This window comes from Nocardiopsis sp. iso_40 (assembly GCF_056173285.1).
On record NZ_CM149666.1, the window covers coordinates 355520 to 367599 of the forward strand.

Annotated in this window: 11 protein-coding genes; 8 read left to right on the forward strand and 3 right to left on the reverse strand. The window is 68.8% G+C overall.

Features of this window, described 5'->3' with window-relative positions:
• Positions 1–201 carry an MbtH family protein gene (locus tag AC0VYD_RS01525; RefSeq protein WP_475478230.1) on the forward strand — a complete coding sequence of 67 codons (201 nt, stop codon included), beginning with the start codon at positions 1–3 and terminating at the stop codon, positions 199–201.
• Positions 202–367: 166 nt separating this feature from the next.
• Complete coding sequence (locus AC0VYD_RS01530) at positions 368–1669, forward strand: MFS transporter (RefSeq protein WP_475478231.1); 1302 nt, start codon at positions 368–370, stop codon at positions 1667–1669.
• 47 nt (positions 1670–1716) lie between these two features.
• Here AC0VYD_RS01530 and AC0VYD_RS01535 read toward each other — a convergent pair whose 3' ends face one another.
• Complete coding sequence (locus AC0VYD_RS01535; protein ID WP_475478232.1) at positions 1717–2406, reverse strand: DUF1449 domain-containing protein; 690 nt, start codon at positions 2404–2406, stop codon at positions 1717–1719.
• Positions 2407–2906: 500 nt separating this feature from the next.
• On the opposite strand from AC0VYD_RS01535, the gene AC0VYD_RS01540 reads away from it, so the two are divergent.
• Positions 2907–5732 (forward strand): AfsR/SARP family transcriptional regulator, encoded by a 2826-nt coding sequence (locus AC0VYD_RS01540; protein WP_475478233.1) that lies wholly within the window; start codon positions 2907–2909, stop codon positions 5730–5732.
• Here AC0VYD_RS01540 and AC0VYD_RS01545 read toward each other — a convergent pair.
• Positions 5725–5913, reverse strand: a complete 189-nt coding sequence (locus AC0VYD_RS01545; protein ID WP_475478234.1) for a hypothetical protein — start codon at positions 5911–5913, stop codon at positions 5725–5727. The two genes, AC0VYD_RS01540 and AC0VYD_RS01545, sit on opposite strands and share 8 nt — an antisense overlap.
• Before the next feature lie 305 nt (positions 5914–6218).
• Between AC0VYD_RS01545 and AC0VYD_RS01550 the strand changes: the two genes are divergently transcribed.
• Positions 6219–6665: a response regulator transcription factor gene (locus AC0VYD_RS01550; RefSeq protein WP_475478235.1), complete on the forward strand. Its 447-nt coding sequence runs from the start codon at positions 6219–6221 to the stop codon at positions 6663–6665.
• Positions 6666–6681: 16 nt separating this feature from the next.
• Here the strand turns inward: AC0VYD_RS01550 and AC0VYD_RS01555 are convergent, their stop codons facing one another.
• Positions 6682–6867, reverse strand: a complete 186-nt coding sequence (locus AC0VYD_RS01555) for a hypothetical protein (RefSeq protein WP_475478236.1) — start codon at positions 6865–6867, stop codon at positions 6682–6684.
• 173 nt (positions 6868–7040) lie between these two features.
• On the opposite strand from AC0VYD_RS01555, the gene AC0VYD_RS01560 reads away from it, so the two are divergent.
• The 4 genes from AC0VYD_RS01560 to AC0VYD_RS01575 all read left to right on the forward strand — a co-directional run bounded on the left by AC0VYD_RS01560 (position 7041) and on the right by AC0VYD_RS01575 (position 12063).
• On the forward strand, positions 7041–7952 hold the full coding sequence (locus AC0VYD_RS01560) for an LLM class flavin-dependent oxidoreductase (protein ID WP_475480149.1): 912 nt from the start codon (positions 7041–7043) through the stop codon (positions 7950–7952).
• 164 nt (positions 7953–8116) lie between these two features.
• Positions 8117–8296, forward strand: a complete 180-nt coding sequence (locus tag AC0VYD_RS01565) for a plantaricin C family lantibiotic (protein WP_475480150.1) — start codon at positions 8117–8119, stop codon at positions 8294–8296.
• A 450-nt stretch (positions 8297–8746) separates the two neighbouring features.
• Positions 8747–8935, forward strand: coding sequence for a plantaricin C family lantibiotic (locus AC0VYD_RS01570; RefSeq protein ID WP_475478237.1), 189 nt, complete (start codon positions 8747–8749; stop codon positions 8933–8935).
• Between the two features lie 245 nt (positions 8936–9180).
• Complete coding sequence (locus AC0VYD_RS01575) at positions 9181–12063, forward strand: type 2 lanthipeptide synthetase LanM family protein (RefSeq protein ID WP_475478238.1); 2883 nt, start codon at positions 9181–9183, stop codon at positions 12061–12063.
• The last annotated feature ends 17 nt before the right edge of the window (positions 12064–12080 follow it).

Sequence of the window (12080 nt, forward strand, 5' to 3'; positions counted from 1 at the left end):
ATGAACAACCCGTTCGACAACACCGAGGGCACCTTCTACGTCGTGGTCAACGCCGAGGGCCAGCACTCCCTGTGGCCGTCCTTCGCCGACGTCCCCGCCGGCTGGGAGGTCGTCGCGGGCGAGGACACCCGCGAGGCCTGCATGCGCTACGTCGAGGAGAACTGGACCGACATCCGGCCCCGGAGCCTCGCCGCCGTCTGACCGGCACCCGTTTCGCACCACCGGTGCGGGCCCGTGCGACGGGCCCGCACCCGCACCACCGCGGTCCGCCCCACCCGGTCCCGGGCCGTACGGCCCGTCGCTTCCCCGGACGCACCCCCGCACCCGTACCCCGCGCCCCCGCCACCAGGAATTGAGAGCTGAGAACATGGCAGTGCAGACCAGACCGGGCAGATCGGTCCGCGGCCTGGGCCGCGACTTCCACCGTTTCTGGATCGGAAGCATGAGCAGCAGCGCTGCCGACGGCATCATGGCGACCGTCCTCCCCCTGATGGCCGCCATGTTCACCAACGACCCCGTACTGGTGGCCGGGCTGGCCTTCGTGCGCTTTCTGCCGTGGCTGACCTTCGGCCTGTTCGTCGGCGCGCTCGTCGACCGCCTGGACCGGGGCAGGGTGCTCATTGCCGCCAACCTGGTGCGCGCCGCCACGCTGGTGGTACTCGCGGTGGTCGTGGCCTCCGGCAGCGCCACCATCTTCACCCTCTACGCGGTCATGTTCGTGGTGATGTCCTGCGAGGCCTTCTACGACATCGGCGGCCGCGCCCTGATGCCCGAACTGGTCGCCAAGACCTCCCTGGACCGGGCCAACAGCCGTATCGTCGGAGGCCGTGTGGTCGTCCAGGACTTCGGCGGCGCCCCCATCGGCGGTCTGCTGATCGTGGTCGCCGCGGCGCTCCCGATCGCGGTCAACGCCGGGGCCTACCTGCTCGGCGCGCTCATCCTGATCGGCCTGCCCCTGAGCGCCCGGCGCCCCGGGGGCGAACAGGCGGACCCGGGTGCGCGTGCCGTCTCCGTCCTCGCCTCGGTCCGCGAGGGGACCTCGTTCCTCTGGAACGACCGGCCGCTCCGGTACCTGGCACTGCACGGGTCGCTGGTGGCCATGGGCTTCATGCTCCAGTCCTCCGTGCTGGTCCTCATCCTGCGGTCGCACTTCGGGGTGCCCGAGGCGCTGTACGGCGTGTTCATCTCGTCGGCCGCGCTCGGGGCGCTGATCGGCGCCCTGTCGGTCTCCCGCGTGGTCGCCCTCCTGGGGCGCTTCCGCACCGAGGCCGTCGCCTACACGGTGATGGGCGCCGGGTGCATAGGGTTCATCCTGTCGCCCAACGCCTACGCCGCCGGGTTCTTCTGGGCCCTGATCGCGGTCGCCATGGCCGTGTCCAACACCGTCATCATCGGTGTCGCCCAGCTCGCCATCCCCGCGGAACTGCGCGGCCGGGTGCTGGGCTCGGTACAGATCTTCGCGATGACCTTCAACGCCTGCGGCGCCCTCGTCGGCGGCTTCCTCGGCCGCGTCGACCTGCGGCTGCCCTCACTGGTCGGCGGGGCGATCGTCATCATCGCCACACTGCTCTTCCTGCCCGCGCTGCGGACCATGACCCGGCGCGCCAACGAGGCCGAGGAGCGCGATCGGCTGGAGGCGGAACGCGACGAGCGGGCCGGAGCGGCCTAGCCGCGCGGGTGGAGGGGTCCGGGGCGGCTGCCCCGGCACGGCCCCGGTCAGGACTGGCCGGGGTCGAGTGCTGCGTCGAAGGCGGTCACCAGGAAGACGTCCTCGCCGGGGTCGTGGTCGAAGATCAGTGCGGTGCTGCCCAGGGGAAGGAGCTCGCCGCCGGTGGTGCGCACCGGGACGGAGATCGAGGCGCCGCCCGCGGTGGTGATCTCGGCCCGGCCGAAGTCCTCCCTGGCCTCGCCGATCCGGATCACGCAGGTGCGGCCGACCAGTTCGTGCTTGGAGTCGCTCCTGCGCCGGGGCAGGAGGCGCTGGAGGCCCATCACGACACCGCTGGTGACCGCCCAGGCGGCGACCAGCGCGATGACCAGCACCACGGCGCCGAGCGCGTACAGCAGCGGGGCGGAGGCGGTGTCGACGAGGGTGGTCAAGATGCTTCCCATCATGCTCACGAACCAGGCGACGCAGATCAGCATGGTCAGGGCCACGGTCACGGGGACCCGCCCGACCCGTCGCCCACCATCCTCAGCGGAAGCCTTCGGTGCTGTTCCTGTCAGACCCGTCCTGCCCAGGAGGGCGCTCAGACCGGCCGCGTCGCCGTCGGCGTCCACGCTGTCGAGCATCTCGGTGTCGGCGGCGCCGACGATCACGAAGATCCAGTAGCCCAGGACGACGACGAGCATCGGGGTGAACAGGACGGTGGGGAAACCGAAGGCGGTACTCAGGAAAAGACCCATCCGTCAATCCTCCCGTATCTTCAACGGTGTCCTCGGCGCGGTGTCCGTGCCATCTTCCACCACCCTGTGGACGCGCCGGCGGCGCTGACGGTTCCAGAAACCTGTCGAACGCCCCGGCCGACCGGGGACGGCGCGGTCCTGTGGCTGGGCGGAGGGGCGGGCCGCCTCCGAAATTCTCCGCTCCGCATTCGCGTTCCACGGCCCCGGGGCGGATCTGCGGAATCTTCGTGGCAGCGGCCGCCCGGCACACCGTGCGGGAACGTACCGGTGAATTACCAGGAGTGATGTTTCCTGTGCCGATATGGGCTCGCGAGGGTGGCAGGTATTCCGGGCCGCTCCAGAAATTTTCCTGTGGTATAAAGCGCCTGGGTGGTAGCTGACCCTCAAGGAATTGGTGTATCACGATGGGTATTCCTTCCGGAGCCGAGTGCGACGCCGGGGAATTTCATTTCCGGTTGCTGGGCCCGCTCGAAGTGGTCGGCCGTGAAGGATCCCTCCGTGTGCCGAGGGGGCGCCAACAGGTCGTACTGGCGCTGTTGCTGCTGGACCCCGACCAGGTGGTCACCACGGAGAGCCTGGTCGACGCGCTCTGGGTGCACGACCCACCCGAGACGGCCCGCACCCAGGTACAGATCTGTGTCTCCCGGCTGCGCCGCCTCCTGCGGCCGACCCGGGTCACCATCGACACCCGTCCGCCCGGCTATCTGCTCCGGACCGACCCGGAGACGGTGGACCTCCACCTGTTCCGCAGGCGGGTGCGTGCGGCGGTGCCACTGGAGAAGGAGGGGCGGCTGGAGGAGGCCGCCGCCCTCCTGCGCGAGGCGGACGCCCTGTGGCGCGGACCGGCGCTCAGCGGAGTCGAAGTGGAGCCCATGCGGACGAGGGCCCGGCGGATCGACGCCGAGAGGGTCGACGCCATCGAACAGCGGGTGCGGATCGAACTCGAACTCGGTCGACACGCCCACCTGGTCACGGAGATCCCGGCCCTTCTGGAGAAGCACCCGCTGCGGGAACGCCTGGGCGCCCAGTTGATGCTCGCGCTCTACCGTTCGGGCAGGAAGGCCGAGGCGCTCCGGGTCTACCGTTCGATGCGGGACCTGCTCATCGAGGAACTGGGGCTGGAACCCGGGGCCGAGCTGCGGGCCCTGGAAACGGCCATCCTCAACCAGGACCCGGAACTGGGGCCCCGGCCCGCTCCGGGAGTTCCACCCGCCCCGCCTGGCTCCCTCCCGTCCGAGCAGAACACCCTGTTCCAGCTTCCCAGTGCCACATCGGACTTCGTCGGGCGCGAGGACGTGGTCACCGCCGTCACGGACGTCCTGGTCTCCGCGGAGGGGGCGACCGGGATCGCGGTCCTGCTGGGCCCGCCGGGGATCGGTAAGAGCTCAGCGGCCGTGCACATCGCTCGTCGGCTGTCGGACGAGTACTTCCCCGACGGCCAGCTCTACTGCGACCTGAGAGGCACGAACGAGGTGCCGCTGTCCCCGTCGCGGGCGCTGGGCCGGTTCCTCCGAGCACTCGGCGTTCCGGGGCAGGCCATCCCCGACGACCTGGACGAACGCGCGGCGATGTACCGCGGTCTCCTGGCGTCCCGGCGGGTCCTGGTGCTTCTCGACGACGCCGCTTCGGAGACTCAGGTGACGCCGCTCATCCCCGGTGGCGACGGATGCCGGGTCCTGGTCACCTCACGCGCCCGCCTGACGGGGCTGCCGGGCACCCGCCGCTTCGACCTCGGGCCGCTGGACGAGGGACACGCGCTCTCCCTGCTGCACCGGGTGGTCGGGGCCCGCCGGGTGGAGCAGGAACCCGAGACGGCGCGCACCCTGGTGGGGCTCGTGGGTCGCCTGCCGCTGGCGCTCCGGATCGTGGCCGCCAGGCTGGAGGCCAAACCGCACTGGACGCTGGCGAAGATCGTCGCCCGCCTCTCCGACGAACGGCACCGGCTCGACGAACTGGTGCACGGCGACATGACCGTGCGGGCCAGCCTCTCGCTCACCTACGACGGGCTGGACGCGGACGCGGCAGGGGTGTTCGGGCTGCTCGGCCTGGTGGAGACGCCCACCATCCCGGTCTGGGCGGCGGGAGCCCTGCTGGACGACCGCCGTGCGTTCCCCTCCGACCTGGTGGAACCGCTCGTCGACACGCACATGGTCGACACCTTCGGCATCGACTGCGCAGGAGAACCCGTCTACCGCTTCCACCACCTGGTCCAGGAGTACGCCAAGGAGAAGGCGGACCAGGGTTCCGGCTCCGGGAGGGAGCAGGTCCGCCGACTGGTCGGCGGCTGGCTCTTCCTGCTGGAGGAGGCGAACAGGCGTGTGTTCGGCAGCAACCTGCTCCGGGTACGGGGGAGCGGGGTCCGCTGGTCCCCGCCCCGGGCGTACGTCGACCGGTTGCTCACCGATCCGCACCGGTGGATCGAACTCGAGCGGAACAACCTGCTGACCGCCCTCAGGCAGGCGGCCGAACACGGTCTGGACGAGGAGTGCTGGGAACTGGCCTCGCAGTTCTGTGTCTACGCCGAACGGCGCGGCTTCTTCGACGACTTCGAGGAGGCGCTGCGACTGGCGACCGAGGCGGTGGGGGCGGCGGCCAGTGTCCGAGGCACCGCCGCCATGGATTTCGCGACCTGTTCGCTCCGGCTCAACCGGGGGGAGAACGAGGCCGCCGACGAGGCTCTCACCCGGGCGCTCGCCGGTTTCTCGGAGGTCGGGGACCGGTTCGGTGTCGGCCTGTGCCATGCCTGGCTCGCGGAGTCCGCGTACATGCGCCAGGACCTGGACGAGGCGTGGTCCCTGTGCGGGGCGGCGCTGGGGGACTTCGAAGCGGTCGGGAACCCCGGCGCCATGTGGCGCCCCCTGATGCTGTCGGGGCGGATCCGTACCGACCAGGGCAGGTACGCGGACGGGCAGGACCACCTGGACCGCGCCCTGGGGTGTGCCGAGACCTCCAGGGACCCCCGAGCCATGTCCCAGGTTCTGTACCAGATGGCCAGGGCCGATCTGGCCTGCGGGGAGAACCTCCGGGCCGTGGGGCGCTTCCACGACGCGCTGGAACTCATCGCCCGCCCCGGCGACCCCGTCGGTGAGGCGCTCATCGGTTTCGGACGGGGCCGTGCCCACCTCGCCCTGGGCGAGGTGGACGCGGCGAGGAAGTCACTGGAGCGTTCCCTGGAACTGTGGGAGCACCTGGGCGAAGACGAGGAAGCGGCACAGGTCAGGGATGTCCTCGACGGGATCTCGACCAGCGGGGCGGACATGGTCGGGTTCCCCTGGGCAGGTCGTGCTCACCGGAGCGACAGGGGGTCGGGGGAGCCGGTCACCTGATCCAGTTTCCGCTGCAGTCGTCCTCGATGAGCCAGTCCTTGCACGGGACCACCACCCAGAGGTCCCCTCGCTTGTCGGTGCGGGCCCCCTCGGAACCGGACTCGGCCTGGACGGGGGACGCTGTCAGCGATGAGAGCGCCGCGGCGATGGCGAAGGCGACGGCCATACTGCGAACTCGCACGGAAACCTCCGGGTGGATGGGGAAGGCTGCTGCTTTTGGGAGCGCTCCCCACACTAGGGGCGGAGCCTCGGCGACGTCCTATCCCCTCGCTATCCCTCCTGCTCTCGACCCGATCGGGAGGTCGATGCCCCCCACCTCCACCGACGGATGTCTCCGGTGCGGCGGTCTCCGTGCCGGGTGCGTCACGGACGAACGGGCGGGGATGGTCGGCCGATAGCGACCGGCGCCCCCTCCCTGCTTGGCTTTCCACGTTCGATTCCTGACCGCGCAACCCCCCAGCTCGATCAGTGCACGAGGAACGGCCGATGTCCGAACGAACTCCCATTCACCGACCCGAGGCGGAGACCCAGTCGACCGGGTTCGCCGGTTGCCGCTGTTTTCCGGTCCCCGCGCACGACAGCGGGGCCTTCGAGACCCTGACACACCGTGAACGCGAGGTCCTCACGCTGCTGGGGGCCGGCCTCTCCAACCGGCAGATCGCCCGAAGGGCGGGTGTCACGGAGCGGACGGTCAAGGCGCACGTCACGCGTGTCCTGGAGAAACTTCCGGCTCAGTCGCGACTGGAGGCCGCGCTCATCGTGATCACGCACCACTGGAGCCGCTACCACCGCAACGGCGAAACCGGATGCGGAGGAGTCGCCGTCCCGGAGACCGGCCGGGGGGTCCGCGCCGACACGGCGCCCCCGGGTGAACGGCTCGCCGACGGGGAGGTGAACGCCTCCGGATGCGGCGGACGGAAACCGGGCGGGTGAACGGTCCGGGACCGACTCACCCGCAGTTCCAGGGCGGCTGCGGGTCGGTGGTGACGCACAAGGCGATCGTCGGGGTGAGGCAGAGGGCGAAGCTCGGGCAGGTGAGCATGGAGTTGACGGGGCCGGTGTCGTCGGACGCGGCCGATCCGGACAGTGCCTGGTCGTTGATTTCGTCAAGGATTCCCGTGTTCCTGTCACGCATCTCCGGCCTCCCGTTCAATGACTCCTGCCGAGTCTCGGTTTGGATTTCGGTGATCAATGTTTCACGTATGTGAAAACGGTTCAATTGGACCTTGGGGGGTGGTCCGCTGGCTGGGGCGGAGAAGATGATCTGTTTTCGAACTAGGTGGAGGAGTGTTTTCTGTGCGCGTGTCCGTGGTCTATCCGACTCAGCCCCGGAAGGGGGGAGACGTTTTTCCCTACGCCGAACTGGTGGCTGCGGGGAAGGCCGAACGGCTGTGGATGGGGTCTTCGCTCCACGCCGAGACGCACCAGCAGATGGCCTTCCTCGCCGGTGCGGGGTACGGGATCCCGGTCGGTACTTCGGTGACGCTCACCCCGCTGCGGCACCCCTTCGAGGCGGCGGTGGAGGCCCGTTCCCTGGCCCTGTTGACGGGACGGCCCGTGGTGGCCGGTTTCGGAGCCTCCGCGCCGCAGTTCGTCAGCTATCTCCGGGGTGCCCCGTACGAGCGTCCCGCCGCGGTGGTCGGTGACTACCTCCGCGAGGTCCGGGCCTTCCTGGCGGGACGGGACGGCGCGCTTCCAGCCGTGGAACACCCCGGGGTGGAACTCGGCGCGGGGGTGCTCCGGCCAGGCATGGCCAGGGTCGCGGGTGCCGTCGCCGACGTCGCGATCACGTGGATGACGCCGCCTGGATACCTCTCCGGAACCCTGATCCCGTCTCTGGAGGAGGGTTCCGCCGGCGAACGTGAACGGCCCCGGGTGGTGTCGGTCGTGCACGCCGCGGTCGACCGTCCGGGAAGGGATCCCGTGCGGCTCGCCTACGCGGCGGCCGCCGGGCACCTGACCCTCCCGCACTACACCGACATGCTCCGGAGGGCGGGCTCCGACGTCCACGCCGATGATCCGGTGGCTGGGGCGCACCGTCTGGTCGAGGACGGGGTCTTCCTGTTCGGAAGCCCCGAACGGATCGCGTCTTCCCTGAGCGGGTACGCGCGCGCCGGCGTCGACGAGGTCGTCGTCAACACGGCCGGGGCGCATCTCCTGCTCGGGTCGGAGGCCGCCGTGGAGGATGCGGACGAGGTTCTGCGGGAGTTCGGAGCGTGATGCTCCGGGTGCCCGTGGTGAAATTCTGTCAGCGTCTCCTGTTTTCCGCGCTCCTTCCCTAAAGTCCAATGGTTTCTTTGGGTGGAAACTGCCAGGGTTCTTTGTGTGGGGGCGATCGTCCCCCTTCTGGATTATGAGAAAGGTTGGTGGTTTCCGTGTCCGACATGAACGCTTCCATTTTCGAGGAGATTCAGGACCAGGGTCTGGACGGTGTGTCCGCCGGTGACGCCGCGAACCCCAACAGCTGGCCCCACACCGTTGCCACGCTGTGCCTTGCCAGCATTCTTGGCGGAAACGACGGTTGGCTCTGCACGATGACCGTCGAGTGCCAGGCGACCTGCTGATCTCCTGAGGGGGATCGTTCGGGTGGTGCGGGTGATCTGGAATATCCGCACCGCCCTCCCCGGGGCGGTGGTCCGCACGGATTCCGTTCCCGTCTCTGGAGGAGGGTTCCGCCGGCGAACGTGAGCGGCCCCGGGTGGTGTCGGTCGTGTCGCGTCCTCCCTGAGCGGGTACGCGCACGCCGGCGTCGACGAGGTCGTCGTCAACACGGCCGGGGCGCATCTCCTGCTCGGGTCGGAGGCCGCCGTGGAGGATGCGGACGAGGTTCTGCGGGAGTTCGGAGCGTGATGCTCCGGGTGCCCGTGGTGAAATTCTGTCAGCGTCTCCTGTTTTCCGCGCTCCTTCCCCAAAGTCCAATGGTTTCTTTGGGCGGAAACTGCCAGGGTTCTTTGTGTGGGGGCGATCGTCCCCCTTCTGGATTATGAGAAAGGTTGGTGGTTTCCGTGTCCGACATGAACGCTTCCATTTTCGAGGAGATCCAGGACCAGGGTCTGGACGGTGTGTCCGCCGGTGACGCCGCCAACCCTGCCAGCTGGGGGATCAGCCTTGTGCATGGGCCAGTGCTCTGTGGTCTCAGCTACCTCGGTGGCAACGACGGCAACGTCTGCAGTCTGACCGTCGAGTGCCAGGCGACCTGCTGATCTCCTGAGGGGGATCGTTCGGGTGGTGCGGGTGGCCTGGAACATCTGCACCGCCCTCCCCGGGGCGGTGGTCCGCACGGATTCCGTTGAGTGGTGTGGTGTGCAGTCATGCATGAGAACTCTGGAGCTATGGGATGGCCAAGGAAGAATACGATTCCGTGTCTCGGGTGCTGGAAACCTATATTCCAGAGCTTCCCTCCGGTGAGAGGCGGGACCATGTGCGGAGCAGACTCCGGGCAACCCCGGTGCATGATGAGCCGGTCTCCGAGGAGCAGGTCCCCGCTCCGGATCCTTATGATCCTGACCTCGATCCCGAAGGACAGTTCGGAGACTACTTCCGGCACCTCGTCATCGCCTGGACCCGGGAGCTCGGGCAGAGGGTGGCGCAGTTCTCCGGCCTCAGTGAGGACAACTCGGTCCTGAGGGACTTCACCGGCGCACAGAGCCAGGCGGTCGCCGGCCTGCTGACGCGGAGCCTTCTCCAGGAGCTGTTCCTGAGGAGGTCGCGGGAGCTGCTCCAAGGCGGGAGTCCCGAGGAGCGGTACCGGAGCTTCCGGGAGTGGACGAACAGCCCGAAGGGGCACCGGACACTCCTGACACGGTATCCACACGCGTTCCGGATGGCGCGGGACCGGGTACGTGCGGCTGCGGCCGAACTCCTGCACATCCTGGCCCAGGTCGAGCTCCACCGTAAACGGTTGGACTCCCTGGCGGGTGTCACACCGGGGTGTACGGTCTCCACTGTTCTGGCGGGTCAGGGGGACGTGCACAACGGTGGTCGGTCCGTCGCGCAGGTCGTCTTCGAACACGGGGGGCGTGTCCTGTACAAACCCCGGCCGATGGACTCCGAAGTCGGGTTCAACGCCCTCGTCTGCTGGTTCAACGAGCGGTTGGGAACGAGCCTGCCCACGGTGTCCGTGCTCCCCTGCCGGGGTGAGGGGTTCGTCGAGTACGCGCGGACGGAGTCCCCCCGGTCCCAGAAGGACTACTTCGCCCAGATCGGGCAGCTCCTCGCCATCCTCTACCTGCTCAAGGCCATCGACATCCACTTCGAGAACGTGGTGACCTCCGTGGAGGGGCCGGTGGTCGTCGACACCGAGACACTGCTGACGCCGCGGTTGGACACCGGGGAGCCGGAGGAGGGCGAGTCCGCGCAGGGGCGGGCGAACGCAATACTCAGGGAGTCGGTCATCGGCATCGGTGTGCTCCCCCTCACGATGAGTAAGCCCGGACAGGAGGGCATCGACATCGGGGTGATCGGCTACGACCCGGGCCAGGAGGCTCCGTACAAGAGCCTGCAGGTCCGCAATCCCGGACGCGACGACATGTTCGTTGAACTCGTCAAGGGCCGGGCCGGTAACGCCACCGCGAACCTCTCGGTGGCCCGAGCGGTCGACGTTCCCGTACGGGAACAGCGGGACACGATCAAACGTGAGCTGCGGCGGGTGCTGGAATACGTGGCCGACCACAAGAAGGAGACCCTGGCGGCCATCGAGGAGTTCCTCGGAGACGCCTCGTTCCGGTTCCTCAACAACCCCACGGTGTTCTACAGCCAGATCCTGCGGATGGCGACCCATCCGGACGCGGTGGCGGATCCCCTGGTCAGGGCGGCGGTGCTCGGCCGAGTCTTCCTGAACGCCGGCCACACGTCCGGGATCGTCGACGACGAGGCACGTCAGCTCGCAGAAGGGGACGTGCCCTATTTCCACTACTCGCCGCGTTCGCGGGCGCTGTTCGCCGGAGACGGCCGGGTCGTTCTCGGCGAGGCCTTCACGGAATCGGGGTTGGACGCGGTCAGGGAACGTGTCTCCGGCCTGGGGCCCGAGACCGTTGACCTGCAGGAGTCCCTGGTCGATCTCTCCTTCGTCGGCAAACTGCCGCTTCGGGACGACCTCACCGGCTTCGTTCCGAGGCGACTGCCGGGGAACGCACCTGTCCGGGTCGACAGGACCCGTCTCCTGGACGAGGCCGTCCGCGTCGGTGACATGCTCGTGGACGGCATGATCGACGGTCCTGACGGGAGACAGCCTCCGGTCTGGATCGCGCCTCAGGTGGTGATGGTCCCCGAGGGGCATGAGTGGAGTCCCGGCGTTTCCCGGGAGGACCTCTACAGCGGTGTCCCCGGGATCGCCCTGGCCCTGGCCGGGTTGGCCCGTGAGACGGGGGAGGAACGCTACCGGAAGGCGGCTCTGAGGACCATCGAGCCGTTGGAGGAGGCACTCCGGGACCTTTCCGGGACAGAGGCGGGTATCTCGGTCTCCGCTATGTCCGGCCCGGACGGTGTCGTCTACGCGCTGGCCACCGCCAGGCGTCTGCTCGGCGGCGGTGGGCTGGGCATCGGTGACATGGCACGTCTCCTCCGGTCGAAAACCGGCACACCGGCCATGGTCGACTTCACCACCGGTGCCGCGGGAACACTGGCGATCTGCCTGTCCCTGTACCGGAACGCCACCGGAGACGAGGACCGCAGAGCCGCGATGGAGGCGGCCAGGGTCTTCGCCGACTTCCAGGTCGAACGCGCGGGTGAGCGGGGGGCAGCCGACGGAAGGGTCACCGATTACACCGGTTACGCGCACGGGGCGATCGGAATCGCCCCGGTACTGCTCGAATACTCCTCCCTCACCGGAGACCACGACACCCGCGAACTCGGTACCCGGATGGCCGAGGCGGTCCGCGACCTGCGGACCGACGCGGACCAGGGTTGGCCGCGGAACTGGGACGGCGACACGTACTCCCACGCCTGGTGCCACGGGGCACCGGGCATCCTCCTGGGTGCCCTCGAAGTGACACGTCACGCCCCGGGGCTGTTCGGCGAGGACACACTGGCACGCCTCGCCGAGCTGACGATGGCACGAGGGTTCGGCAACAACCCCACCTACTGCCACGGCGACCTGGGCAGCCTGGAGACCGTCATGCTCGCGGAGCAGGTGCGCCCCGGGCTGTTCGGCCGGAGCGTCGACGACCTCTACCCCCGGCTGTTCACGGAGGTCGTCGAGCGCTACTCGCTGAGGGAAGACACCAAGTACTCCCACAGCAACGGCCTCATGGTCGGTCAGGCAGGGATGATCTGGTCCGTCCTCCGCCACCTGGACCCCGAGACCTACCCGTCAGTGGTGCGTCTCGAATAGGACGACCGCTCCCGGGT